At 72.7% G+C, this 25,466-nt stretch carries 24 protein-coding genes; 12 read left to right on the plus strand and 12 right to left on the minus strand.

From position 1 onward, the window contains the following. Nucleotides 1-28: 28 nt before the first annotated feature. A complete protein-coding gene (locus ACFWP2_RS05390) occupies nucleotides 29-2,440 on the plus strand; it encodes a ribonucleoside-diphosphate reductase subunit alpha (RefSeq protein WP_380448937.1) in 2,412 nt (803 codons plus the stop codon). Next, entirely contained in the window at nucleotides 2,440-3,456 is a 1,017-nt protein-coding gene (locus ACFWP2_RS05395) for a ribonucleotide-diphosphate reductase subunit beta (protein WP_380448507.1), read from the plus strand. Before ACFWP2_RS05390 ends, ACFWP2_RS05395 begins: the two co-directional genes overlap by 1 nt. A gap of 62 nt (nucleotides 3,457-3,518) precedes the next feature. On the opposite strand, the gene ACFWP2_RS05400 is transcribed toward ACFWP2_RS05395, so the two are convergent. Both ACFWP2_RS05400 and ACFWP2_RS05405 read right to left on the minus strand, forming a co-directional pair. Beyond that, nucleotides 3,519-3,728, minus strand: a complete 210-nt coding sequence (locus ACFWP2_RS05400; RefSeq protein WP_380448509.1) for a DUF397 domain-containing protein — start codon at nucleotides 3,726-3,728, stop codon at nucleotides 3,519-3,521. Between the two features lie 27 nt (nucleotides 3,729-3,755). Then, nucleotides 3,756-4,610: a helix-turn-helix domain-containing protein gene (locus tag ACFWP2_RS05405; protein ID WP_380448511.1), complete on the minus strand. Its 855-nt coding sequence runs from the start codon at nucleotides 4,608-4,610 to the stop codon at nucleotides 3,756-3,758. Between the two features lie 233 nt (nucleotides 4,611-4,843). Here ACFWP2_RS05405 and ACFWP2_RS05410 point away from each other — a divergent pair, with 233 nt between their 5' ends. From ACFWP2_RS05410 to ACFWP2_RS05425, 4 genes are all read left to right on the plus strand, one after another. After that, the gene (locus tag ACFWP2_RS05410) at nucleotides 4,844-5,281 is read left to right on the plus strand and encodes an ATP-binding protein (RefSeq protein ID WP_380448513.1); all 438 of its coding nucleotides are present in this window, start codon (nucleotides 4,844-4,846) and stop codon (nucleotides 5,279-5,281) included. Next, a complete protein-coding gene (locus ACFWP2_RS05415) occupies nucleotides 5,278-5,553 on the plus strand; it encodes a hypothetical protein (protein ID WP_380448515.1) in 276 nt (91 codons plus the stop codon). The genes ACFWP2_RS05410 and ACFWP2_RS05415 overlap by 4 nt, the downstream gene beginning before the upstream one ends. Nucleotides 5,554-5,710: 157 nt before the next feature. Next, a complete protein-coding gene (locus tag ACFWP2_RS05420) occupies nucleotides 5,711-6,769 on the plus strand; it encodes a ferritin-like protein (protein WP_380448517.1) in 1,059 nt (352 codons plus the stop codon). Nucleotides 6,770-6,908: 139 nt separating this feature from the next. Next, entirely contained in the window at nucleotides 6,909-7,892 is a 984-nt protein-coding gene (locus tag ACFWP2_RS05425; RefSeq protein WP_380448519.1) for an NAD-dependent epimerase/dehydratase family protein, read from the plus strand. A gap of 96 nt (nucleotides 7,893-7,988) precedes the next feature. On the opposite strand, the gene def is transcribed toward ACFWP2_RS05425, so the two are convergent. The 8 genes from def to ACFWP2_RS05465 all read right to left on the minus strand — a co-directional run bounded on the left by def (nucleotide 7,989) and on the right by ACFWP2_RS05465 (nucleotide 16,361). Then, nucleotides 7,989-8,630 carry a peptide deformylase gene (gene def / locus ACFWP2_RS05430; RefSeq protein WP_380448521.1) on the minus strand — a complete coding sequence of 214 codons (642 nt, stop codon included), beginning with the start codon at nucleotides 8,628-8,630 and terminating at the stop codon, nucleotides 7,989-7,991. A gap of 43 nt (nucleotides 8,631-8,673) precedes the next feature. Next, nucleotides 8,674-9,666, minus strand: a complete 993-nt coding sequence (locus ACFWP2_RS05435) for a tetratricopeptide repeat protein (RefSeq protein ID WP_380448523.1) — start codon at nucleotides 9,664-9,666, stop codon at nucleotides 8,674-8,676. Nucleotides 9,667-10,075: 409 nt separating this feature from the next. Beyond that, a complete protein-coding gene (locus ACFWP2_RS05440) occupies nucleotides 10,076-11,425 on the minus strand; it encodes an HD-GYP domain-containing protein (protein WP_380448525.1) in 1,350 nt (449 codons plus the stop codon). Between the two features lie 161 nt (nucleotides 11,426-11,586). Continuing rightward, nucleotides 11,587-13,020 carry an HD-GYP domain-containing protein gene (locus tag ACFWP2_RS05445; RefSeq protein ID WP_380448527.1) on the minus strand — a complete coding sequence of 478 codons (1,434 nt, stop codon included), beginning with the start codon at nucleotides 13,018-13,020 and terminating at the stop codon, nucleotides 11,587-11,589. A gap of 368 nt (nucleotides 13,021-13,388) precedes the next feature. Continuing rightward, nucleotides 13,389-13,799 carry a mycothiol system anti-sigma-R factor gene (gene rsrA / locus ACFWP2_RS05450; protein WP_380448529.1) on the minus strand — a complete coding sequence of 137 codons (411 nt, stop codon included), beginning with the start codon at nucleotides 13,797-13,799 and terminating at the stop codon, nucleotides 13,389-13,391. After that, entirely contained in the window at nucleotides 13,796-14,446 is a 651-nt protein-coding gene (locus tag ACFWP2_RS05455) for a sigma-70 family RNA polymerase sigma factor (protein ID WP_380448939.1), read from the minus strand. Before ACFWP2_RS05455 ends, rsrA begins: the two co-directional genes overlap by 4 nt. 467 nt (nucleotides 14,447-14,913) lie before the next feature. Continuing rightward, nucleotides 14,914-15,588 (minus strand): alpha/beta family hydrolase, encoded by a 675-nt coding sequence (locus ACFWP2_RS05460; protein ID WP_380448531.1) that lies wholly within the window; start codon nucleotides 15,586-15,588, stop codon nucleotides 14,914-14,916. 20 nt (nucleotides 15,589-15,608) lie between these two features. Continuing rightward, nucleotides 15,609-16,361, minus strand: coding sequence for an SOS response-associated peptidase (locus ACFWP2_RS05465; protein ID WP_380448533.1), 753 nt, complete (start codon nucleotides 16,359-16,361; stop codon nucleotides 15,609-15,611). A gap of 215 nt (nucleotides 16,362-16,576) precedes the next feature. Between ACFWP2_RS05465 and ACFWP2_RS05470 the strand changes: the two genes are divergently transcribed. From ACFWP2_RS05470 to hisN, 5 genes are all read left to right on the plus strand, one after another. After that, entirely contained in the window at nucleotides 16,577-17,302 is a 726-nt protein-coding gene (locus ACFWP2_RS05470) for a M50 family metallopeptidase (protein ID WP_380448535.1), read from the plus strand. Between the two features lie 79 nt (nucleotides 17,303-17,381). Further along, nucleotides 17,382-18,713, plus strand: coding sequence for a 3-phosphoshikimate 1-carboxyvinyltransferase (gene aroA / locus ACFWP2_RS05475; RefSeq protein ID WP_380448537.1), 1,332 nt, complete (start codon nucleotides 17,382-17,384; stop codon nucleotides 18,711-18,713). Between the two features lie 15 nt (nucleotides 18,714-18,728). Then, the gene (rsgA, locus tag ACFWP2_RS05480) at nucleotides 18,729-19,781 is read left to right on the plus strand and encodes a ribosome small subunit-dependent GTPase A (protein ID WP_380448539.1); all 1,053 of its coding nucleotides are present in this window, start codon (nucleotides 18,729-18,731) and stop codon (nucleotides 19,779-19,781) included. A gap of 127 nt (nucleotides 19,782-19,908) precedes the next feature. Further along, nucleotides 19,909-20,232, plus strand: a complete 324-nt coding sequence (locus tag ACFWP2_RS05485) for a DMT family transporter (protein WP_380448541.1) — start codon at nucleotides 19,909-19,911, stop codon at nucleotides 20,230-20,232. A gap of 126 nt (nucleotides 20,233-20,358) precedes the next feature. Then, nucleotides 20,359-21,156 (plus strand): histidinol-phosphatase, encoded by a 798-nt coding sequence (gene hisN, locus ACFWP2_RS05490; protein WP_380448543.1) that lies wholly within the window; start codon nucleotides 20,359-20,361, stop codon nucleotides 21,154-21,156. Nucleotides 21,157-21,272: 116 nt separating this feature from the next. Here the strand turns inward: hisN and ACFWP2_RS05495 are convergent, their stop codons facing one another. After that, the gene (locus ACFWP2_RS05495; protein ID WP_380448545.1) at nucleotides 21,273-22,748 is read right to left on the minus strand and encodes a catalase; all 1,476 of its coding nucleotides are present in this window, start codon (nucleotides 22,746-22,748) and stop codon (nucleotides 21,273-21,275) included. Between the two features lie 104 nt (nucleotides 22,749-22,852). Here ACFWP2_RS05495 and ACFWP2_RS05500 point away from each other — a divergent pair, with 104 nt between their 5' ends. After that, nucleotides 22,853-23,266, plus strand: coding sequence for a Fur family transcriptional regulator (locus ACFWP2_RS05500; RefSeq protein WP_380448547.1), 414 nt, complete (start codon nucleotides 22,853-22,855; stop codon nucleotides 23,264-23,266). Nucleotides 23,267-23,306: 40 nt separating this feature from the next. Here the strand turns inward: ACFWP2_RS05500 and ACFWP2_RS05505 are convergent, their stop codons facing one another. Then, nucleotides 23,307-25,283 (minus strand): tetratricopeptide repeat protein, encoded by a 1,977-nt coding sequence (locus tag ACFWP2_RS05505; RefSeq protein WP_380448549.1) that lies wholly within the window; start codon nucleotides 25,281-25,283, stop codon nucleotides 23,307-23,309. Nucleotides 25,284-25,466: the final 183 nt, after the last annotated feature.

Here is a 25,466-nt window from a genome sequence, read left to right on the forward strand (position 1 = left end):
CGCCTTGACCACCGCCGCCTCAGCCACCCTGCCCACTCAGGGCTCCGGTACCGCCTTCACCGACCCGACGGTCTCCGACCCCGGCGGCGCCCTGCTGCGGCTGCTCACCGACCGCAGCACCGACCTCACCGAGGTCGACCCCGGCCATGTCGCCGCCGCCGCGCTGCGCGGCCGCCACGCCGGCTCGGACTTCGCCGAGCTGCGCGGGCTGGCCGTGGACGCCGCCGCGTCGATGATCGCCGAGGACCCCCAGTACTCGAAGCTCGCCGCCCGCCTGCTCGCCCTGGAGATCGTCGACGAGGCGAACAGCCAGGGCTCGGTGTCCTTCTCCGCCTCGATCGCCGTCGGCCACGCCGAGGGCCTGATCGGCGACACCACCGCGGACTTCGTCGCCAAGCACGCCGCCGCCCTGGACGCGCTGATCGACACCGCGGGCGACGACCGCTTCGAGTACTTCGGCCTGCGCACCGTGCAGTCCCGCTACCTGCTGCGCCACCCGATCACCCGCAAGGTGATCGAGACCCCGCAGCACTTCCTGCTCCGCGTCGCCTGTGGCCTGGCGGTCGGCGACAGCGAGCAGTCGGTGCGCGAGGTGGCCGAGCTGTACGGCCTGATGAGCCGCCTGGAGTACCTGACGTCCTCGCCGACGCTCTTCAACTCCGGCACCCGCCACCCGCAGATGTCGAGCTGCTACCTGCTCGACTCGCCGCTGGACAACCTGGACTCGATCTACAACCGCTACGCGCAGATCGCCCGCCTGTCCAAGCACGCCGGCGGCATCGGCCTGTCCTACTCGCGCATCCGCTCGCGCGGCAGCCTGATCCGCGGCACCAACGGCAAGTCCAACGGCATCGTGCCGTTCCTGCGCACCCTCGACTCCTCGGTCGCCGCCGTCAACCAGGGCGGCCGCCGCAAGGGCGCGGCCTGCGTCTACCTGGAGACCTGGCACGCCGACATCGAGGAGTTCCTGGAGCTCCGCGACAACACCGGCGAAGAGGCCCGCCGCACCCACAACCTCAACCTGGCGCACTGGATCCCGGACGAGTTCATGCGCCGGGTCAACGCCAACGCCGACTGGTCGCTGTTCTCCCCGGCCGACGTGCCCGAGCTGGTCGACCTGTGGGGCGAGGAGTTCGACGAGGCCTACCGCAAGGCCGAGCTGGCCGGCAAGGCCGTGCGCACCATCCCGGCGCAGACCCTGTACGCCCGCATGATGCGCACCCTCGCGCAGACCGGCAACGGCTGGATGACCTTCAAGGACGCCTCCAACCGCGCCGCCAACCAGACCGCGCTGCCGGGCCGCACGGTGCACTCCTCCAACCTGTGCACCGAGATCCTGGAGGTCACGGACGACTCCGAGACCGCCGTCTGCAACCTGGGCTCGGTCAACCTGGGCGCCCACGTCGCCGCCGGGGCTTCGGCCGGTGATCTGATCGGCGCGATGGACTGGGAGCGCCTCGACGCCACCGTCCGTACGGCCGTGACGTTCCTCGACCGCGTGGTGGACATCAACTTCTACCCGACCACCGAGGCCGGCACCTCCAACTCCCGCTGGCGGCCGGTCGGCCTCGGCGTGATGGGCCTGCAGGACGTCTTCTTCAAGCTGCGGATCGACTTCGACTCGGCCGAGGCGAAGGTCCTGTCGACGCTGATCGCCGAGCGCATCATGCTCACCGCGTACGAGCGCTCCGCCGACCTGGCCGAGCAGCTGGGCCGCCACGAGGCGTACGGCGAGACCCGCGCCGCCCGCGGCGAGCTGCACATCGACCACTTCCCGACGGCCGCCCCGCAGTGGGCCGACCGCTGGACGGCGCTGCGCGCCCGGATCGCCGAGACCGGCCTGCGCAACTCGCTGCTGCTGGCGATCGCGCCGACCGCGACCATCGCCTCCATCGCCGGCGTGTACGAGTGCATCGAGCCGCAGGTGTCCAACCTGTTCAAGCGCGAGACGCTGTCCGGCGAGTTCCTCCAGGTCAACCCGTACCTGGTGCGCGAGCTCAAGGAGCTCGGCGTCTGGGACCAGCAGACCCGCGACGCCCTGCGCGACGCCAACGGCTCGGTGCAGGAGCTGAACTGGCTGCCCGCCGAGGTGCGTTCGCTGTACCGGACGGCCTGGGAGCTGCCGCAGCGCGCGCTGATCGACCTGGCCGCGGCCCGCATGCCGTACCTGGACCAGAGCCAGTCCCTGAACCTGTTCATGGCGGCGCCGACCATCGGCAAGCTCAGCTCGATGTACGCCTACGCGTGGAAGGTCGGTCTGAAGACCACCTACTACCTGCGTTCGCGCCCGGCCACCCGCATCGCCCAGGCCGCGTCCGGCACCGCCCGCGCCGCCGCGCCGGCGCCCGTGCCCGTGAACACCCCGACCCTCACCCCGGAGCAGGAAGCCGCCCTCGCCTGCTCCCTGGAGAACCCCGAGTCCTGCGAGGCCTGCCAGTAATGTCCGACGACCGCCAGAAGATGCTGCTCGACCCCGGCTTCGAGCTGACCCTGCGCCCGATGCGCTACCCGTCGTTCTACGACCGGTACCGGGACGCCATCAAGAACACCTGGACCGTCGAGGAGGTGGACCTGCACTCCGACGTCGCCGACCTGGCGAAGCTCAGCGAGGGCGAGCGCCACCTGATCGGCCGGCTGGTCGCGTTCTTCGCGACGGGCGACTCGATCGTCTCCAACAACGTGGTGCTGAGCCTCTACAAGCACATCAACTCGCCCGAGGCGCGGCTGTACCTCTCGCGGCAGCTGTTCGAGGAGGCCGTGCACGTCCAGTTCTACCTGACGCTGCTCGACACCTACCTGCCCGACCCGGAGGACCGCAACGCGGCCTTCGCCGCGGTGGAGAACATCCCCTCCATCCGCCAGAAGGCGCAGTTCTGCTTCAAGTACATGAACGCGGTCGACCACATCGAGTCGCTGCAGACCAAGGAGGACCGCCGCGCGTTCCTCCTGAACCTGATCTGCTTCGCCGCGTGCGTCGAGGGCCTGTTCTTCTACGGCGCCTTCGCCTACGTGTACTGGTTCCGGAGCCGGGGCCTGCTGCACGGCCTCGCGACCGGTACGAACTGGGTGTTCCGCGACGAGTCCATGCACATGGACTTCGCGATGTCGGTGGTGGACACCGTCCGCGAGGAGGAGCCCGACCTCTTCGACGACGAGATGGCCAAGCAGGTCACGGAGATGCTGGAGGAAGCCGTCGAGGCCGAGCTCCAGTTCGCCCAGGACCTGTGCGGTGACGGCCTGCCCGGCATGAACACCGCCTCGATGCGGGAGTACCTGGAGGCCGTGGCGGATCAGCGCCTCGCACGCCTGGGTCTGCCGATCCGCTACGGGTCGACGAACCCGTTCGGCTTCATGGAGCTCCAGAACGTCCAGGAGCTGACCAACTTCTTCGAGCGCCGGGTGTCGGCGTACCAGGTGGCCGTCGAGGGCACCGTCGCCTTCGACGACGACTTCTAAAAGGCACGAAACGACAGAGGTGCCCCGCACGGCCACAGCCCGTGCGGGGCACCGCTGTTGTTTCAGTCGGTCGAAAACTCCCCGGACTTGACCCCGGCGAGGAAGGACGACCAGGCATCGGAAGCGAACGCCAGAGCTGGCCCACCTGAGTCCTTCGAGTCCCGGACAGCCATCCCACCCACCATCAACGGCCGGGTCTCCACACACTCGTTCGCCTGGGCGCTATAGCTGCTCTTGCGCCACCCCTGAGTGGCACTGTCCGGCACAGTCACGCGCTCACACCTCTTCTGATCTCATCGTCATGTCGCCGCGGCGATGGCCGCGATCATATCCAGCGACTCCTTGGGGTTCAGAGCAGCCGATCGCAAGTATTCGAAGACCAGCCCATAGCCATCCAGTTCGCCCTGCTGCTCCAGATAGTGGCTGCTTGTCAGGGTTTCCAGGAACACCGCGCCGGGAGTAGGTGAGTCAGAGAAGCCGTACATCACGAAGGCGCCACATGCGCCGGCAGTCGCACCGACCTCCAGCGGCACCACTTGCAAGGTGACGTTGGGGAGCTGCGCCATCTCCGCGAGATGTTCCAACTGCTCCTTGTGGACCTTCACCCCTCCCACCGGGCACCTGAGCGCAGGCTCCCAGATGATCGCCCAGAATCGGGCCGGATCCGGCTTCGCGAGAACTTCCTTCCGCTCCATACGGATCTCGACCAGCTGGTCGATGCGCTCCGGTCGAACCGCAGCGGGGTTGGCTTCGAGCAGGGCGCGAGCGTAGCGCTTCGTCTGCAACAAGCCCGGCACAACCATGGTCTGCCACATACGGATGTAGCGAGCGTCATCTTCCAGCCCGAGAACATCGACATACGCCGACGGGATGGTGTCGCCGTAGTCGTGCCACCAGCCGCGCTTCCTGCTCTCCCGCGCCAACTTCTCCAGAGCTTCACGCTCCTTGACGCCCACCCCGTATAGATCCAGCAGGATCCCGAGGTCCAGCCGACGAACGCCCGAGACCCCGGTCTCTATGCGGCTGATCTTGGCGCGGGAACAAGCGAGGGCCTTCGCCGCATCCTCCGTCCCCTTGCCCGCAATCTCACGAAGGCGGCGAAGCTCCGAGCCGAGTCGCCGGGCACGGACAGTCGGCTTCGATTCATCAGCCATGCAGAAGTCCTCTCACCTTACGGCCACAGTGTGCCTTGTGACGGTTCGTCAATCCAGCGTAACCAGATCTGCATCGTTGCAGTTGTTTCGCTTGCAGGTTGCACCAACTCGGGTGCATGCTACCTGGAGTAGTGAGCACTGCCACACAGCGTGATTTCGGTGGGGCTCACCACCGGGCATCCCCATGCCTTCTTCAGCCACTCTCACCTGCACACTCCATAGGTGGCCCCGCCATGCCTGAAGACCTCTCCCCCTCCCCCCTCCCCGCCGAGCGGACCTGCTGGCTGCCCCGGCACCGCAAGGCCCCCCGCGCGGCCCGCTGGGAGCTCCACGACTTCCTCCTCCCCCACCCCTCCGGCGAACTCCTCGTCTTCACCGGGGAGTTGCTGGTCAGCGAGCTGGTCACCAACGCCGTCCAGCACGCCCGCGCCCCGCGTGACCGGCTGATCTTCGTCCGCTTCCGGCTCTCCCCGGACGACACCCTCCGCATCGAGGTGCACGACGCCGACAGTGAGAAGCCCTCCCTCCGGCCCGCCTCCACCTCCACCGAGACCGGCCGGGGCCTGCGGCTCGTCCAGCAGCTGGCCACCCAGTGGGGCTGCTGCCCGCGCGAGGGCGGCATCGGCAAGTTCGTCTGGTGCCACGCCTCCCCCGAGCGGGCCGCCGCGTGAGCACCGTCCGGGCCGGGATCGCCGGCATCATGCTCCCCGCCGACTTCCCCAGCCTCGACCACGCCCTGCCCGTCCTCTGGGAGAGCGTCCGCGCCCTCCCGATCCGCGAAGCCCACCGCGACTTCATCCGGCTCTGCATCGGGCCCGGCGGCGGCGAGGGCGTCGCCAACTGCCTCGCCCGCAACGACAGCTGGAGCGTCACCCTCTACGTCGGCGGCATGACCGACTGGACCGCCCACCTGATCACCATCACCACCACCGCCCGGCCCTGAACTCCCCCGCCCCGCCCGGCTTTCACGCCGGGCGGGGCGGCCGCAGGTCCACGCGCGCCCGTCCGGATGAACTCCCGGGCCGCACCGGCATTCCACGCAGACGGACGACCGACCCCCGACTACGGTCCGGCGCACAGCCGAACGAAAGGGGTACGTCGTGACGACCGGCATCCTGGACTACGAGAGCGACGCGATCGTCCAGCTCATGGGCATCGCCGAGGAGGACTGGACCGAGCAGGAGCTCAGGGAGGCGCTCCAGCGGGCGATCATGCTGGAGCTCTCCACCATCCCGCCCTACGCGACCGCCCTCTGGTCGATCACCGATCCGGACGACGGCAACCCGGTCCGCAGCGCGATCCGCGAGATCGTCTTCGACGAGATGTCGCACTTCGGCCTGGTCTGCAACATGCTCACCAGCATCGGTGGCACCGTCGTCCTCACGGACCCGCTCACCGTCCCCAAGTACCCCGGAGAGCTGCCGGGTGGCGTCAACCCGGGGCTGGAGGTCTTCCTCAGCGGGCTGACCCGCGACTCGGCCGCGCTCTTCGCGGACATCGAGAAGCCCGAGAACCCGCTCGCCTTCGCGGCCGACGGCAACACGATCGGCAGGTTCTACCAGCGCATCGCCGACGTCTTCCCGAGGTACGCGCACCTGCTGACCGGGCACAACCAGGTGACCTTCCCGCTCGGGGCGATCGGCCACGGCGCCGGCAACGACGTCGTGGCGATGAACACCATCGACGACGTCCTGAAGGCGATCAACATCATCCAGACCCAGGGCGAGGGCACCGACGCCTCCCCGGACAACCCGTTCTTCGGCGAGCCGGGCGAGCTCGCCCACTACTACGCCTTCAAGGAGATCGCCGTCGGCAAGAAGCTCGTGAAGAACCCCACGACGGGACGGTTCGAGTTCACCGGCCCCGACGTCCCGCTCCCGGTCACCGCGCCCGTCGCCCGCGTCCCCGCCGGCGGCTGGGCCAACGACCCCGCCAACGTGCCCGACCAGGCCACCGCCGACCGGCTGCGCGACTTCAACACCACGTACAGCGCCATGTTGGACAATCTCCAGAAGGCCTGGGGCGGCGACAGGGACCGGCTGTTCACCGCGATCGGGAACATGACCGATCTGGGCGGCATGGCGCAGGAGTTGAACGCCATCAGACTCCCCGGCGACCCCCACCTCACCTACGGCCCGGAGTGGCTCTTCGTCCAGTAGGAGTCCTTCACCGAGGCCGAGGGCCGGTGCGGACAGGTCCACGCCGGCCCCACACCTGTCCGCCCGATATTTCACCCGAACGGACGCGGTTCCGAATACCCGGATCGCGAATGTGTTCGAGGCCTGATATATCGAATATATGCTCGAAGAATACGACAAGGTATTGGTGTCGGGCGGATTGGGTTTCGTCGGAAGGCACCTGACCAGCGCTCTTCTCTTCCTGGGGAAAGAGGTGTCGATCATCGACAACGCCCGGACGGCCACGAGCATCTCGGCGCCGTCCGGGACCACCCTGCACCTGCTGGACATCCGCGAGGTCGACGCCGTCGCCGAGGCCGTGGACGACGCGGACCTGGTCTTCCACGTCGCCGCGAACGCGAACGGCACGTTGTCGGTGACGCAACCGCGCCTCGACTTCGAGATCAACGCACTCGGCACGCTGATCTTCGCCGAGGCCCTCCTCAAGGCGCCCGTCCGTCGGGTCGTCTACGTCTCGTCCGCGTCCGTCTACGGAACGCCCCGGAAATTCCCCATGGACGAGGACCACCCGACCCGCCCCTTCGTGCCGTACGGCGCGTCCAAACTCAGCGGCGAGATCACCTGCCTGGCACTCCACCGCGCCTGCGGCCTCCCGGTGGTGGTCGGCCGCCCCTTCTGCGTCTACGGACCGGGGGAGAACCCGCACGAGGCGATGGTCGAGGTCGGCCGTTTCCTGCGCTGGCACCTCAACCACCGACCCATCCAGATCGTGGGCGACATCGACCGGAAGACCCGCGACTTCGTCCATGTCACCGACCTGGTCCAGGGGTTGCTGACGATCGCCGACCGGGCCGACCTGGGCGAGGTGTTCAACATCGGCTCCGGCACGGAGGTGTCGATGCGCGAGCTCGTCGACACGATCGGGGAGGCCACCGGCAAGACGCCGGAGGTCAGCGTGATCCCGGAGATCGAGGACGACACCTACCGGCTGGTCGGCGACATCTCCAAGCTCCAGGGCCTGGGATACCGGCCGTCGGTCTCGCTGGTCGAGGGGGTGCGCGACCTGGCCGACCACCTCGGCGCGAATCCGGAGCTCCCCGGCAGCCCGACCATCTTCTCCCGCGGCCAGCACGGCGAGTCCTGACCCACGAGCCGGGTCCGCGGCGGGCCCGCACACGGGAACGCCGCCGCCCCGTACGGAACTCCCGTACGGGGCGGCGGCGTTCGGTGCGACGTGCGACTACGCGTTCGGCACGGTCGCGTACTTCGGGGTGCCCTCGGCCATCTGCTTCAGGGCGTCCTTGCGGTCCCGCTTCGACAGCTTGTCGATGTAGAGGGTGCCGTAGAGGTGGTCGGTCTCGTGCAGGAGGCAGCGGGCGAAGAAGCCGGTGCCCTCGACGCGGATCGGCGTGCCGTCCTTGTCGACGCCGGTGACGGCGGCGTAGTCCGGGCGGGCCAGCTCGGCGTAGGCGGTGGGGACGGAGAGGCAGCCCTCGTTGCTGTCGTCCAGGACGCGGCGGCGGTCGGCCGGGTACTCCTCCAGCACGGGGTTGATCACGTGGCCGATGTGGCGCACGCCCTCGTCGTCCGGGCAGTCGTAGACGAAGACCTTGAGGTCGACGCCGATCTGGTTGGCGGCGAGGCCGACGCCCTCGGCGGCGTACATCGACTGGAACATGTCGTCGATCAGCGCGGACAGCTCGCCGTCGAAGGCGGTGACGTCCTTGACCTCGCGGTGCAGCACCGGGTTGCCGACGACGGTGATCGGGCGTGCGGTGCCCTTGCTGAGGTCGGGCTCCTCACCGATCACCTTCACGGGCGTCTCGGGCGCCGTCCCCTCCACGTCGTGCTCGTGCTCGTGCTGCTCGGCCTGCTCCGCCATGTCTTCCGCTTCCATAGGTCTACGCGTTACCTCACCAGGGTACTCAGCACACTTCTTCGAGGTCCCGGTAAGCCCGGCTTCCCGGGGCGGCCGCGACCCAGCGGTCCAGCAGGACGCGCACCAGGTGGGCCGGGGCGGCGATCCCGCACTCGCGCTCGACCAGCCAGGACATCCCGGCGGCGCCGCCCTGGCTGAGGTGGCTGAGGTGGCCGGGGTGGGCGGCGTCGCCGTCGTCGTGCGGGTCGTGGTGGGCGGCGACGCCGTCGTCGGAGGCCATCCGGCTCTCCGAGCAGGCGCGGCACAGCAGCCGCACCGAGGAGGTCCAGTCCTCGGCCGCGTAGCCGGCGTCGGCGACCAGCCGCTCCAGCGCGTCCCGGTCCCCGGCGGTGGCGGCCTGGAGCAGCACCACGTAGGTCGGCACCGGGGAGGGCGCCCACAGCTCGATCTCGTCGAACACCGGGTAGGCGACGCCGTCGGTGACCCGCTCGCCGTGCGGGGCGCCGTCGTGCAGCACCACCTCGCCCCAGCGGCGGCCGGAGGAGGGCAGCGGGATGGACAGCACCTCGATCCGGGCCGGGTCCAGCCGGCGGCCCCAGACCACCTCGGACTCGCCGTCCGGGGAGAGCCGCACCGGGGTGGTGCCGAGGTCCAGGCTGACCGGGCCGTCCTGCTGCCCGCCGGGGCCACCGGGCAGCTTCAGCCCGTACGCCTGCCAGGCGCGGCGGGCCAGCGGCCAGTCCTGGAGGGCGGTGGCGGTGATGCCGAGGTTCCACCAGTCCGGGGCGCCGTGCTCGCGGTCCAGCAGGGCGACGGCACGCAGGCCGGCCGAGCGGGCCTGCTCCCAGTCCCGGCGGAACTTGTGCAGCAGGGCGAGGTTGAACCAGGAGTCGGAGAGCCACGGCTCCAGGTCGGCGGCCATCACCAGCAGCGCGCCGGCGTCCTCGTAGCGGCCGTCGCCGATCAGCGTGAAGGCCCGGTCGGTCGTCTGCCGCCAGGTGGCGGACGGCCGGTGCCGTGCCCGGTGGAAGATCCTCACGTTCGTCCCTGCCGTCGTCGTCCGCTCAAGTCCCGTGCCACCGTGCCCTACCGCCTCGGACGGCGTTCCGGGCCCGGTGTCCCGGGTCGGTGTTCCACGCTACGACCGCATCCAACCACGCCCGCCCCCGCCCGCGCTCCCCACCGCCGAGGTTGGGGTCCGCCCCTCCCCAGCCTGCCCGTCCGATCCCACCCGCTCAACCCCTGACGCCCTGCACCCGGTTCCCGGGGCCCGCGGCGGTGGCGGACGGCCCCTGCCGTGCGAGCCCCGCGCACCCCCGGCCCACCGCCCTCCGGCCGCCCCCGGCCGCCCCCGGCCGCCCCCGGCCCACCGCCCCCCCGGCCGCCCCCGGCCCACCGCCCCCCGGCCGCCCCCGGCCCACCGCCCGCCGGCCGCCCCGGCCGGCCCCTCAGCGGCGGGCCTGACCGCCCACCCTGGCGAGGGCGTCCACCACGCGGGCGTCGTAGACCCGGCCGCGGCCCAGCCGCAGCGCCTCCAGGGCCTCCAGCCGCCCGACGGCCTCGCCGACGCCGCGGCCGCGGGCCGCCGTGAGCAGGTCGTCGTGGGCGTTGGCGACCCGGATGATCCGGGAGGCGAGCGGCACCGGCCCCTCGCCGGTGGCGGGTCCGGGGTGGGGGTCGGCCAGCCGGGCGACCTGCTCGGCGACCTGCCGGGGCACCCCGGTGCGGCTGATCACCTCGCTGCCGAGGCGGGCGATCCGCTGCTGCTCGGCACCGGGCAGCAGGGCGGTGGCGCCGTCCGGCACCGGTTCGACCAGGGAGAGCTGGCCGACGTCGTGCATCAGCGCGGCGTACTCCAACAGGGCGAGCTCGCGGGTGCCCATACCCAGCTCGCGGCCGAGCGCGCACGCCGTGTCCGCGACCCTGCGCGCGTGCCCGTGCGGGGTGTAGCCGGCCACCTCGGTGGCCCGGGCGAGGCTGGCGATGGTCTGCCCGGTGGTGGCCCGCACGGCGGCGGCGCGCCGGAAGGACACCTGGGCGAGCAGCAACGGGGTGCAGAACAGCGGCAGGGCCCACAGCCCGACCTCGCCGGCCGCGAGGCTGACCAGCATCCCGGTGGCGACGATCGCCGAGCCGATGCCGAACAGCGAGCGCAGCTCGTCCTCCAGCGCGGCCGGGAACCGCAGCCCGCCGCCGGAGCGGCGCAGCAGGGCCGCCAGGGTCGCGTCGCAGAGCGCGGCCAGCGCGGCGACGGCGGTCAGGAACGCCCCGTACGCCGGGCCCTCGGGCGAGAAGCGGTCGACGGTGCCGCCGTTGTAGAGCGGCTGGAAGACGGCGGCCGCGAAGCCGACGGCGAGCAGTCGGCGGGCGGCGCCGTCGCGGCGGGCCGGGTCGGCCCAGGGCGGGCGGTCGTACGGACGGCCGGGGCCGCCCGGCGGGACCCGGCGCGGCAGGACGAGGCGCGGCAGCACGAGGCAGCCCAGCCAGCCCAGCAGCAGGCCGGCCCCGGTCACCGCGACCACCTGGAGCGTCCCGTGCGCGGTCGGCACTCCGCGCAGCGGCCCGAGCAGGGCGTACGCCAGCGCGCCGGCCGCCCCGATGGGCGCCTGTTCCCGATCCCCCGGAAGGGTGATGCGGACGCACTCGCCGAGCGCGATCAGCGCGGTGAACGCCAGGACGACGCCGGGCTCCGCGATCCCGCGCACCGCGACGGCGCCCAGCGCGAGCACCAGCAGGGCGGCGGCCGCCGCGTGCACCGCGCGCGCGGTGCGCCCGCAGGGCGTACGGCCGAGGAGCACGCGCCGCAGCGTCCGGGGGCCGAACGCCCCCGGCCCGAACACCGCACGCCCGAACACCGCACGCCCGGAGAACCCTCGCCCGGCACCGGCCCGACCGGCCCCGTCGACGCCACCGCCCGCACCGCCGGCCGCCCGCCCCCGGGCCCCGCGCCCGGTGGCCCTCACGGCTGCCCGGCCGCGGGGACGCCCTCGCCCTGGGGCGGTACCCGGCCCGGCGCCGCCCGGGCGGGCTCGGGCACCCCGAGCGGGATGTCCGGCACCGCCTCGATGCAGTCCTCCGGGTGCACCACCGGCTGCCAGTCGTGCTCGGCCAGCGCGCCGATCAGCGCCCGCACCATCACCGGGTCGAACTGGCTGCCCGAGCAGCGCTCCAGCTCCGTGACCGCCTCGCCGACCGGGCGGCCGCGCCGGTAGGAGCGGGTGGAGGTCATCGAGTCGAAGGCGTCGGCGACCGAGATGATCCGGGCGAACTCGGGGATCTGCTCGCCGGCCAGCCCGCTCGGGTAGCCCCGGCCGTCCATCCGCTCGTGGTGGTGCAGGATTCCGGCGTGCGCCTCGCGGAGGAAGTCGATCCCGCGCACCAGCTCGTACCCGTACACCGGGTGGATCTCCACCGCCCGGCGCTCCTCCTCGGTGAGGGGACCGTTTCTGCGCAGCAGCTCGGTGGCCACCCCGAGCTTGCCGACGTCGTGCAGGATGCCGGCGAAGCGCAGGGTGCGCAGCCGTTCGGCCTCCATGCCGAGCTGGGTGGCGATCAGCACCGAGGCCCGGCCGACCCGTTCGCTGTGGCCCCGGGTGTAGGAGTCCTTGATCTCCACGGCCTGCACCAGCGACTGCACGGTGGCCTGGTGGGCGTCGCGCTCGCGCTGGCCCTGGGCGAACACCCAGGCCGAGATGGACAGCGGCAGCAGCGCGAGCAGCGCCGCGAACGCGCCGTACGGGCCCTGCCAGAGCACCGCGACCATCAGCCCGCCGGCCGCGTGCACCAGCACCGGCAGCCCGCACACCGAGTGCGCTCCGCGCAGCAGCACCCCGGGGCGGCGGCCCTCGCTGAGCATCAGCATGACGCCGACCACCACCCCGTTGACCAGGCAGAACACCGCGACGGCGGCGAATCCCGGCAGCAGTGCGGCCGGGAAGCGGGAGCCGAGCAGCAGCTGCGGGCCGCGCAGCAGGTGGAAGGCGGCCGAGGAGGCGAAGGCGCACAGCGCGAGCTGGGAGCCGTTGAACAGCTGGCGCGGGCGGCAGCCGCGCCCGCTCGGTCCGCCGAGCAGCGCGGCCGGGGCGGCGACCAGCGCGGAGGCGGACGGCGCGAGCATCAGCACCCCGGCGAACAGCACCGGGAAGAAGGCGTTCACCCCGGGCCGGGCGGGCGTCCGCTCGGGCAGCGCCGGCCGGCGCAGCAGCCGGCGCACCAGCACCAGGCAGGGTGTGGGCAGGCCCTGGGCCAGGGACTCCCAGCAGCCGTGCAGGAAGGCCAGCAGCCCGACCTTGGGCCAGTCCACCGGCGCGCCGAGCCAGTGCGGCAGCCGGGGGGTGACCGCGGCGGGCAGCAGCGGCACCAGGCAGCACAGCGCCACCACCGGGACGGCCACCAGGTAGCGCGTCGCCCCTCGCGGCAGGGTCGGTCCTCCACAGTCGGTAGCGATCTCGACCTCCCCGCCGTACGGACCCCGTGTTGCCTCAACGCGTCGGGCGGACCGACGGTGAGTGTCCGTCAGGAGAATAGGCCGCCGTCCGGACATGGGGACGCATGATGCCGCAACGGCGCAGTTGGCGCACCGCCAACTCACTCGAACGAGTGAGGGCGCACGCGAGCAGAACGGGAGCGGCCCCGGGAGCGCGTACTCCCGGGGCCGCTGTGTTCCTTGCCCGAACTGCCGGAACCGCCCTGGCGGCGCCGACCGGCCCGGCCGGCCGCCGTACGGACGTTCGCCGCACAGGCGTTCGCCTGAGGAGTCGTCTACTCCGCCTGTGCTCCGGCCTCGACCGGCGCGCCGGGGCGCTCCGTCGGCTCCTGCTCGGCCGTCCCGCCCGGCCTGGGCGCCGGACGGGCCGACTCGGCGTGCAGCTCGACGGTGGTCTCCACCGCGACCACCACCTGCTCGCCCGAGCGCTGCCCGGCCCGGATCGAGTCGATCCTGGCCAGCACCTTGCTGCGCAGGTCGGTCGGGGTGTCGTCGCACCCGCAGGAGCGCTTGATCAGCGCCTTGATCGCCTGCTCCAGCCCGTACTGCTTCAGGCAGGGCGAGCACTCCTCGAAGTGGACGCGCAACTTTGCGCAGTCGCCCTCGGGCATCTCGTTGTCGAGGAATTCATAGAGGTGGTCGAGGACCTCGCCACACTCGGTTTCGTGCGGATCGCCGCAGCTCATGAGCCCGAGCCCTTCGCTTCCTGCCCTGCCCCGCTGCCGGCCGGGACGAGCCCGCGCTCACGGGCGTAATCCTCCAGCATGCCGCGCAGCTGACGGCGGCCGCGGTGCAGCCGGGACATCACCGTACCGATGGGAGTACCCATGATGTCCGCGATCTCCTTGTACGCAAAGCCTTCTACGTCCGCGAGGTAGACGGCGATCCTGAATTCCTCCGGGATGGCCTGGAGCGCGTCCTTCACATCGCTGTCGGGAAGGTGGTCGAGCGCCTGGGTCTCGGCCGAGCGCAGACCGGTCGACATGTGCGACTCGGCCCGGGCCAGCTGCCAGTCCTCGATCTCCTCCGCCGCGGTGCGCTGGGGCTCCCGCTGCTTCTTGCGGTACGAGTTGATGAACGTGTTGGTGAGGATGCGGTACAGCCAGGCCTTGAGGTTGGTGCCCTCGCGGAACTGGTGGAAGGACGCGTACGCCTTGGCGAACGCCTCCTGGAGCAGGTCCTCCGCGTCGGCCGGGTTGCGCGTCATGCGCAGCGCCGCCGAGTACATCGGATCCAGGTAGCCCAGGGCATCGCGCTCGAAGCGCTCCCGCCGGGCCGCCTCGCTCTCCTCCGCCGACACCCGGTAGGTGTCCTCACCGATCGCCTCGGCCAGCTCCTCACCGGTGAGCGCCTCGCCCGCGGGCAGGGCGTCGCCCGGGCCACGGCCCGGATCGGCCTCGTGCTCGGTCCCGACGACCGGACCCACCTCCTCGGCATGACGGGCACGGCCCACGGCGGGCCGCCCAGAAATGGAGGATATCGGGCTGACGGGCTTCTCGCCCGCGTCGAGCCACTCCGACCACGAGGGAGCGAACGCCGTGGTGGCCTCGCGCTCCTCAGGCCGCTCGGGGCACGCGATCGAACCCATCTGCCCTGCCTCTCACACCGGTGACTCGTGCTGACGGACACGACAACCACACCGGCCCCGCCCGCATTCCCGCTCCCGGGCCCCATTCACTCGCACGAGTGAGCGAACGGAAACTCCCTGCTCACGGCTGCACGGCCGCCCGAACCCACGGCCTCGCAGCCTCCCTGCCTCGCAGCCTCCCTGCCTCCCGCACTCGCAGCAGCAGCACGGACTCACACCAGCCGCAGCACCCAGTCCCCCACCGCCGAACAGATCAGGTCCAGCACCTCGTCCTGCCCCACCGGCGCCCGCTTGGGCACCTCGAACCCGTGGCTGCCGTACGGCACCGCCACCAGCTCGTGCCCCGCCGGCAGCTCCGGGAACTCCGCCGGCCCGCCGAACGGATCCGCCGCGCTCTGCACCACCAGCGTCGGCAGCCCGGACTCCAGCAGCTCCTCGGCCCGGCTCTTCTCCGGCTTGCCCGGCGGGTGCAGCGGGAACGCCAGCGCCACCACCCCGACCGCCACGGTCTCCGCGCCCGTCCGGCAGGCCACCCGCGCCCCCGCGCTGCGCCCGCCCACCACCAGCGGCACCCCCTGCCCGGCCAGCCGCTCGGCCACCGGCCGCCAGCCGAGGTCCAGCGTCCTCGGCGCCGGGCCGAGCCGCTTGCCCGCCACCCGCCAGGGCTGCTCGACCAGCGCCACGGTGATCCCCCGGGCCGGCAGCCTCCCGGCCAGCGCCACCAGGTCCCGGGCCCCGATCCCGCCGCCCGCACCGTGGCCGAGCGCCAGCACCGCCCTGGGCCTCGCGGCGCGGTGGTAGCTGATCCGGGCCTCCCCGGCCTCGGTGACGACCAGTTCGGTTTCGGTGGGGACCGGTTCGATGGGGACCGGTTCGGTGGTGCTCATCGCGGTGACTCCAAGCATGGTCAGAACAGGGTGGTCTCGTACTCGACCTCGGTCCACGGCTCCTTGAGCTCCGGACCGTTGTTGCGGATGCTGCCGACCGCCGGCGACACCGGGGTGGCCAGCAGCGCGCCCGGCGGCGGGGGTATCAGCAGCCGGCGCAGCCCGTCCGGATCGGTCAGCCGCGGGTCCAGCCACTCGTCCCAGTCCGCCGGGTCCAGGAACAGCGGCATCCGCTCGTGGATCGGCGCCAGCGCCTCCTCGGCGTCCGTGGTGACGATCGTGAACGTGACCAGCCAGGCCTCCGGGTGCCCGGGCGGCACCGCCCGGTCGCGCCAGAACTCGTACAGCCCGGCCAGCGCCAGCGGGGTGCCGTCGGCCCGGGAGACGAAGTACGGCTTCTTGCGGGCCTTGCCGCGCTCCCCCGGCACCGTCTGCCACTCGTAGTAGCCGTCCACCGGCAGGATGCACCGGCGCGCGGCGAAGGCCTGCCGGTACGAGGGCTTCTCGTGCACCGTGTCCGACCGGGCGTTGATCATCTTCACCGCCGTCTCCGGCGAGTTCGACCACTGCGGCACCAGACCCCAGCGCAGCACCCGCAGCTGCCGCACCCGCCCCGGCCGCTCCTTGCCCAGCCGCTCCAGCACCACGAAGGCGCTGTTGGTCGGCGCGACGTTCCAGTTCGGGTCCAGGGTCTCCTCGGGATCCCAGTGCTCGACGCCGAACAGCTCGACGACGTCCTCGGGCTTGCTGCTGGCTGCGAACCGACCGCACATGCGGCCAGCTTGCCATGCCACCGGTCCTCAGGACCTCTTCATCCCCGGACCAGAACCGCCCGCGGCCCGGCACCCGTCCCCGCATGGGAGGCTGCCCCGAACGGCCCAACGCGACGACCCGGCGCGACGCCCCAGTGCGACGACCCGACACACCGGCCCGACACGACGACCCAGTGCGACCCCCCAGCGCGGCGGACGGAGGCGGAGAGACCCCGATGAACGCGAACCACCACACCCTCGGCGACCTGTGGAACCAGGTGACCGGCACCCAGAGCGCCCCACCCGGCTGGCTGGTCCTGGCCACCGCGGCCGCCGCCCTGCTCACCGTCCTGGCCCGCCCGCTCTGGCACGTCGCCCGCAACGCCGTGACCATCGCCCACGAGGGCGGCCACGGCCTCGCCGCCCTCGCCACCCGCCGCAAACTGACCGGCATCCGGCTGCACTCGGACACCTCCGGACTCACCCTCTCCTACGGCCGCCCCACCGGCCCCGGCATGGTCCTCACCACCGCCGCCGGCTACACCGCCCCCGCCCTGCTCGGCCTCGGCTGCGCCGCCCTGCTCGCCGCCGACCGGATCACCCTGCTGCTCTGGCTGGCGATCGTGCTGCTGCTCGCCCTGCTGCTGCGCATCCGCAACGCCTTCGGCTTCCTCAGCGTGCTGGTCGCCGGCGGCGCCTTCTTCCTGGTCTCCTGGTTCGGCAGCGCCGCGGTCCAGGCCGGCTTCGCCTACCTCGGCTGCTGGTTCCTGCTCTTCGGCGCCGTCCGCCCCGTCCTGGAGCTCCAGCACCAGCGCCGGACCGGCTGGGCCCGCGACTCCGACGCCGACCAGCTCGCCCGGCTCACCCACGTCCCCGCCCTCGCCTGGGTCACCGTCTTCCTGCTCGTCGCCCTCGCCTGCCTCGCCCTCGGCGCCGCCTGGCTGCTCCAGCCGCTCTCCTAGCCGGCCGGCGCCCGCGTCCGGACCGTCCCGCCGCCGCGACCGACGCGGGGGGTTCGTCCACGGCCCCTAGACTTGCCCCATGACCGAGACCCTGTGGCCCGCCCCCGTCGCGACCAGCCCCGTCGACGCCACCATCACCATCCCCGGCTCCAAGTCGGTCACCAACCGGGCCCTGGTGCTGGCGGCACTCGCCGACGGGCCGGGCTGGGTGCGGCGCCCGCTGCGCAGCCGCGACTCCCAGCTGATGGCCGACGGCCTGCGCGCCCTCGGGGTCACCATCGAGGAGACGGTCAACAACGACTCCGGCGGCATCGGCGGCGGCGAGGCCTGGCGGGTCATCCCCGCCCCCGCGCTGCTCGGCCCCGCCTCCGTCGACGTCGGCAACGCCGGCACGGTCATGCGCTTCCTGCCCCCGCTCGCCGTCCTCGCCGACGGCCCGGTGCACTTCGACGGCGACCCGCGCTGCCACGAGCGCCCCCAGCACGGCGTGATCAACGCCCTGCGCGCGCTCGGCGCCCGGATCGAGGACGGCGGGCGCGGCGCCTTCCCGCTCACCGTGCACGGCACCGGCTCGCTGGACGGCGGCCCGGTCGAGCTGGACGCCTCCTCCTCGTCCCAGTTCATCTCCGCCCTGCTGCTCTCCGGGGCCCGCTACAACCACGGCATCGAGGTCCGCCACGTCGGCGGCCCGGTCCCGTCGCTGCCGCACATCCGGATGACCGTGGCGATGCTGCGCCTGGCCGGCGCCCAGGTCGACGCCCCCGAGGACGGCGGCGAGAAGGACGTCTGGCGGGTCACCCCCGGCGCCCTGCTCGGCCGCGACCTGGTGGTCGAGCCGGACCTCTCCAACGCCGCGCCGTTCTTCGCCGCCGCCCTGGTCACCGGCGGCCGGGTCACCGTGCGGGACTGGCCCAAGCAGACCACCCAGCCCGGCGACCAGCTGCGCGAGATCTACACCCGGATGGGTGGCTCCTGCGAGTTCACCGACGAGGGCCTGCAGTTCACCGGCACCGGCCGGATCCACGGCATCGAGGCCGACCTGCACGACGTCGGCGAGCTCACCCCGGTGATCGCCGCCGTCGCCGCGCTGGCCGACTCCGAGTCCCACCTGTACGGCATCGCCCACCTGCGCCTGCACGAGACCGACCGGCTCGCCGCGCTCGTCAAGGAGATCAACGACCTGGGCGGGGACGTCACCGAGACCGAGGACGGCCTGCGGATCCGCCCGCGCCCGCTGCACGGCGGCATCTTCCACACCTACGAGGACCACCGCCTCGCCACCGCCGCCGCCGTGCTCGGCCTCGCCGTGCCCGGCGTCGAGGTCGAGAACGTCGCCACCACCGCCAAGACCCTGCCCGACTTCCCCGGGATGTGGTCCGAGCTGCTCGGCGACGCGGCGGCGGGCGTCTGAGCGGAGACTGAGCACATGCGCCGCTACGGCAAGGACGCCGACGAGGACGACATCCGCAACCGCCCCGCCCGCCGGGGTTCCCGGCCGCGGACCCGGATCCGGCCCAAGCACGAGGACGCCGCCGAGGCGATGGTGCTGACCGTCGACCGCGGCCGGATCACCTGTCTGATCGACCCGGGGACGAAGCAGGAGCGCGAGGTCGTCGCCATGAAGGCCCGCGAGCTGGGCCGCAAGGGCGTCGTCGTCGGCGACGTGGTCAACCTGGTCGGCGACCTCTCCGGGGACGCCGACACCCTCGCCCGGATCGTCCGGGTCGAGGAGCGCACCTCGGTGCTGCGACGCACCGCGGACGACGACGACCCGTACGAGCGGATCGTGGTCGCCAACGCCGAGCAGCTGGCCATCGTCACCGCCCTGGCCGACCCGGAGCCGCGCCCCCGGCTGATCGACCGCTGCCTGGTGGCGGCCTACGACGCGGGCATGGAGCCGCTGCTGGTGCTCACCAAGTCGGACCTCGCCCCGGCCGCGACCCTGCTGGACTCCTACGCCCCGCTGGGCATCACGTACGTGGTCACCCGCCGCGACGAGCTGGAGACCACCGGCGCCGAGGCCGTCCGGGAGCACCTGCGCGGCCTGTCCACGGTGTTCATCGGCCACTCCGGCGTCGGCAAGACCACCCTGGTCAACGCGCTCGTCCCGGACCGCCAGCGGCAGACCGGCCGGGTCAACGCCGTCACCGGCCGCGGCCGGCACACCACCGTCTCCGCGCTGGCGCTGCGGCTGCCCCCGCCGCCCGGCGCCAAGGCGGGCTCGAAGAAGGCGCTGAACCCCGGCTGGGTGATCGACACCCCCGGCTTCCGCTCCTTCGGCCTCTCGCACATCGACCCGTCCCGGGTCATCCACGCCTTCCCCGACCTGGAGCCCGGCACCGTCGACTGCCCGCGCGCGTGCAGCCACGACGAGCAGGACTGCGCGCTGGACGCCTGGGTCGCCGAGGGCCACGCCGAGGCGGCCCGGCTCTACTCGCTGCGCCGTCTGCTGGCCAGCAAGGAGGGCGAGGCCGACTGAAACCGGCCGCCGTCCGCCCCGGCCCGGGGTTGGTGGCCCGTTCGAGGTGTCGGAGCGGGCCCACCTGGCGATCATAGGAAAGTCGGCCCATACGCGGTCCGACCGTCGATCGACAGGGAGGGCACGGATGGCATGGGCCCTGGTGGTCCTGGCCGGCCTGCTGGAGACCGGCTTCGCGATCAACCTCAAGCTCAGCGAGGGCTTCACGAAGCTCTGGCCCACCATCAGCTTCTGCGTGTTCGCCCTCGGCAGCTTCGGCCTGCTCACCCTCTCGCTGAAGACCCTGCCGGTCGGCCCCGCCTACGCGGTGTGGACGGGCATCGGCGCGGCCGGCACCGCGATCTACGGCATGCTCTTCCTGGGCGAGAGCACCTCGGTGCTCAAGCTGGTCTCGATCTCGCTGGTGATCGCCGGCGTCATCGGCCTCCAGCTCAGCGGCACGAGCCACTGAGCGGCACCGCACACCGGGCGGGCGCGCGCCCGTCCCCGCTGCGTCCGCTCCGTCCGCCTCCGTCCGCTGCGTCCGCTCCGCGAGCCCGGCTGTGCCGATCGGGGCGGGCTCGCTAGGGTTTCGGACATGGCCGATTACCACGACGACCTCCGACTCGCCCATGTCCTCGCCGACTCGGCCGACTCGGTCACCCTGGAGCGCTTCCGCGCGCTCGACCTGAAGATCGAGACCAAGCCCGACCTGACCCCGGTGAGCGACGCCGACAAGGCCGCCGAGGAGCTCGTGCGCAGCGTGCTCCAGCGCGCCCGTCCGCGCGACGCCGTCCTCGGCGAGGAGTTCGGCCTCCAGGGCTCGGGCCCGCGCCGCTGGGTGATCGACCCGATCGACGGCACCAAGAACTACATCCGGGGCGTCCCGGTCTGGGCCACCCTGATCGCCCTGCTGGAGGACGGCCCGGACGGCGTCGAGCGCCCGGTGGTCGGCATCGTCTCCGCCCCCGCGTTGCAGCGCCGCTGGTGGGCGGCCAAGGGCCTGGGCGCGTTCGGCGGCCGCAGCCTGTCCAAGGCCTCCCGGCTGCGGGTCTCCGGGGTCTCCCGGATCGAGGACGCGTCCTTCTCCTACTCCTCGCTCAGCGGCTGGGAGGAGCGCGGCCGCCTCGACCCGTTCCTGGACCTCACCCGCGCCTGCTGGCGCACCCGCGCGTACGGCGACTTCTGGTCCTACATGATGATCGCCGAGGGCGCCGTCGACATCGCCGCCGAGCCCGAGCTGTCGCTGTGGGACATGGCGGCCAACTGCATCATCGTCGAGGAGGCGGGCGGGCGCTTCACCGGCCTGGACGGCGTCCCCGGCCCCGGCGGCGCCGACGCCGTCGCCTCCAACGGCCTGCTGCACGAGGAGGCCCTGCGCCGGCTCTCCGTCTGAGCGCGGTCGCGGCCCGAACGTGGTCGCGGCCTGAGCAGCGTCGCCATCCGAACGTGGTCGCGGCCCCTTGACCAGTGGGAGCTGGTCAAGGGGCCGCCGTCCTGCCCGGTCCGCGGCTACTGCTTGCGCAGCTCCCGGACGGCCGCGTCCAGCCGCTGCCCGAAGTCGGCGTCGGCCTTGCGGAAGTTGTCGACCGCCCGCTCCACGATGTCCTCGCGGTCGGCGGAGACCTTGGCGATGAAGCCCGACAGGTTGCCGATCAGGCGCTGCTTCTCATCCTCGGAGAGCAGCCGGTACAGGTTGCCGGCCTGCACGAAGTCGTCGTCCTCGGCGTGCGAGGGCGCGGCGTGGGTGCCGGTGAGGCCGTCGACGGCGGTCGCGGCCCACAGCGGGCGGCCGGTCTGCACCGGGCCGCCGAAGCTGTTCGGCTCGTAGTTCTTCTGCCGGCCGTGGCGGCCGTCGTAAAGGTGGCCGTCCCGGCTGTTGGTGCGGGCCTCGGTGGCGTGCGGACGGTTCACCGGCAGGTGGTCGGCGTTGATGCCGACCCGGTAGCGGTGGGCGTCGGCGTACGCGAACAGGCGGCCCTGGAGCATCTTGTCCGGGGACGGGCCGATGCCGGGCACGAAGTGCGACGGGGAGAACACCGACTGCTCGACCTCGGCGAAGACGTTGTCGGGGTTGCGGTTGAGCTCCAGCTTCCCGATCTCGATCGGCGGGTAGTCGGCGTGCGGCCAGACCTTGGTGAGGTCGAAGGGGTTGAAGCGGTAGTTCGCCGCGTCGGCCGCCGGCATGATCTGGACCTGCACCGTCCAGCTGGGGAACTCGCCGCGCTCGATCGACTGGCGCAGGTCGCGCTGGTGGCTGTCCGGGTCCTCGCCGGCGAGGGTGTTGGCCTCGGCCTGGGTGAGGCTGCGGATGCCCTGGTCGGTCTTGAAGTGGTACTTGACCCAGAAGTGCTCGCCGGCCTCGTTCTGCCACTGGTAGGTGTGCGAGCCGTAGCCGTTCATGTGCCGGTACGAGGCCGGGATGCCGCGGTCGCCGAACAGCCAGGTCACCTGGTGGGTGGCCTCGGGCGACAGGCCCCAGAAGTCCCAGACGTTGTCCGCCTCCTGCGAGCCGGTGTACGGGTCGCGCTTCTGGGTGTGGATGAAGTCGGGGAACTTGAGGGCGTCCTTGATGAAGAACACCGGGGTGTTGTTGCCGACGAGGTCGTAGTTGCCGTCCTCGGTGTAGAACTTCAGCGCGAAGCCGCGCGGGTCGCGCACCGCGTCGGCGGCGCCGAGGTTGCCCGCCACGGTGGAGAAGCGCAGGAAGACCTCGGTCTGCTTGCCGATCCCGGACAGGAAGGCCGCCCGGGTCCAGGGCGTCACGTCGGCGGTCACGGTGAAGGTACCGTACGCGCCGGCGCCGCGGGCGTGCACCACGCGCTCCGGGATGCGCTCGCGGTTGAAGTGCGCGAGCTTCTCGAACAGCAGCTGGTCCTGGATGAGCGCCGGGCCTCCGAGGCCCGCCGTCTCGGTGTTCTGGTTGTCGGCGACGGGGGCACCCGCCTCCGTGGTCAGGGTCGGGCGCTGCTCGTCCTGGGTCGTCATGGGAGTGCCTCCGCGGTGTCCGGTCGTGATGACACGATCCTAACTTGGACTTTGTCCAAGTCAACACTGGAACCAATCTCGGAGCTTGACCTACTCTGGATGCCATGAGCGACCTGCTGGAGAGACTGCGCGCACGGGGCTGGCGGCTGACCTCGCAACGCCGGGTCGTGGCCGAGGTCCTGGACGGCGAGCACGTGCACCTCACCGCCGACGAGGTGCACGCCCGCGCGGCGGCCCGGCTGCCGGAGATCAGCCGCGCCACCGTCTACAACACGCTCGGCGAACTCGTCACCCTCGGCGAGGTCCTGGAGGTCGCCACCGACGGCCGCGCCAAGCGCTACGACCCCAACGCGCACCGCGCCCACCAGCACCTGATCTGCTCGGGCTGCGGCGCGATCCGCGACGTCCACCCGCAGGGCGACCCGCTCGCCGCCCTCCCCGCCGCCGAACGCTTCGGCTTCGCCGTCACCGCCGCCGAGGTCACCTACCGCGGCCTGTGCCCGAACTGCCGCCCCTGACCAGGGATTCACACCGATCAGGGAGTCGCACTGATCGGGGCTACGCGCTCAACTCGGCGCTCAGCGCGCCCAGCAGCCGCCCGGCCCGCTCGGCCACCTCGGCCGGCCCGGAGTCGATCGCCCGCCGGCACCAGTTCTCCGCCTGCATCGGCTCCCCCCGGCGCAGCGCCAGCAGCGCCAGGCGCAGCGCCGCCCGGCCGTGCCCGGCATCGGCGGCCCGGGTGTACCAGAGCATCGCCTCGGCCTCGCTGTCCTGCCGGGCCAGCAGCAGCCCCAGGTTGAACGCGGCGCTGCGGCTGCCCGCCTCGGCGGCCCGCCGGTACCAGCTCTCCGCGATCTCCAGCGCCCCGCGCTCGGCCGCCCGCACGCCCATCCGCACCTGCGCCCGGCGGTGCCCGGCGTCGGCGGCCACCGCGTACCAGTGCTCGGCCTCGGCGTCCGCGTCCCCGCGCCGGTCCAGCAGCGAGGCCAGCCGGAACGCGCCCTCGGCCGAACCGCCGGCCGCCGCCTGCCGGTAGCGCTCCAGCGCCCCGGCCAGGTTGCCGCGCTGCTCCTGGACGACCGCGAGCTGCAGGGCCGCCTCGCCGTGCCCCTCGGCCGCGGCCCGCGCGTACCACTCCTGGGCCTGCCGCTGCTCACCGCGACCGGCGTGCAGCACGCCGAGGTTGAACGCGCCGTCCACGCTGCCGGCCTCGGCCGCCTTGGAGAACCAGGGCTGGGCGCCGGACTCGTCGCCGCGCTGCAGCAGCACCACCGCCAGCGCGTTGCAGGCCTCCCGGTGCCCGGCGTACGCGGCCCGGCGGTACCACTGCTCGGCCTGCTGCTCACGGCCCGTCCCGGCGCAGAGCAGGCCGAGGTTGAAGGCGCCGTTCTGGTCGCCCGCGTCCAGGGCGGCGCGGTACCAGCGTTCGGCCGCGGCGGCCTCGCCGCGGCTCGCGTGCAGCGCGCCCAGTGCGTTGGCGGCGTTGCCGTCCCCGGCCTCGGCGGCCTCCTGCCACCACTCGGCGGCGGCCGCCAGGTCCCCGGAGTCGCGCAGCAGGAAGCCCAGCGCGCAGGCCGCGCGCGGTTCCCCGTTCTGCGCGGCCTGCCGGTACCAGCGGGCCGCCTCCTCCAGCAGCGACTGGTCGGTGCGGGAGCGCTCCTCCAGCAGCACGCCCAGGCGCAGCGCGGCGCGGGCGTGGCTGCGCGCGGCGGCGGTGCGGTACCAGGTCTCGGCGGTCTCCTTGTCCCCGGCGGCCTCGCGCATCCGGGCCAGCCGGTAGGAGGCCTCCCGGTGCCCGGCGTCGGCGGAGACCTTGAACCAGCGCTCGGCGCGCACGTCCCGCCGGTGCTCCATCAGGTCGCCCAGGGCGTACGCGCCCAGCGGGTGGCCGTGGTCGGCGGCGTAGTGCAGCCAGTACTCGGCGGCCTCCTCCTCGCCCTGGTCGCGCAGTTGCAGCCCGAGCGCGTGCGCGGCCGGCGCGCTGCCGGCCACGGCGGCCTGGCGCCACCACTGGCCGGCCTCGGCCCGGTGGCCCTGCTGGTGCAGCAGCACGCCGAGGTTGTTGGCGGCGGCGCGCACCCCGGCGGCCGCGGCCGCGCGCAGGTAGGGCTCGGCGTCCTCCAGTTCGCCGCGGCGCAGCAGCAGGGTGCCGAGCCGGCAGGCGGCGTCCGGGTCGCCGCCGTCGGCGGCCTGCCGGTGGCGGGCCTCCAGCGCGGCGGACTCGCGGGCGGCGAGGGCGGTCTCGAAGCTGGTCGGGTCGAGGCCGGCCGGGTCGAGCGCGGCGCCGGCGGCCGGCTCCCCGCCGGAGGGCCCGCCGTACGCGCCGACGGCGGCGGCGAACTGACGGGTCGACACGTGGACCAGGCTGTCGGGCCCGTAGCCCGCGGTCGGGGGGCGTTCGGACAGTCCGCTGGTGCGCTGGGCGGGCAGGGCTCCGGGGTGGGCGGCGGTGCTCTCGGGGCTCTCCGCCCAGGCATCGGTGTCCGCCTCGACGGCCGCTGCGGACTTGGCGCCTGACTTGCCGATCAGCCTCATGCCGACTCCCGCTCCCCCAGAGTGTCGCGGCATCGCGCCCCGGCGTGCGGCCGGGAGGACTCCTGGGGAAGGCGCCGGACCCGACGGCCGGTCAGCGGCCGTGCACCGTCCCCCATGTGTCCCATCGTCGCATCACCCAGTACCCGCGTACACCTGCCCCGGCCGAATTCCGGCGGGGCTGAC

It is taken from the genome of Kitasatospora sp. NPDC058444 (assembly GCF_042721415.1).
GTDB lineage: Bacteria > Actinomycetota > Actinomycetes > Streptomycetales > Streptomycetaceae > Kitasatospora.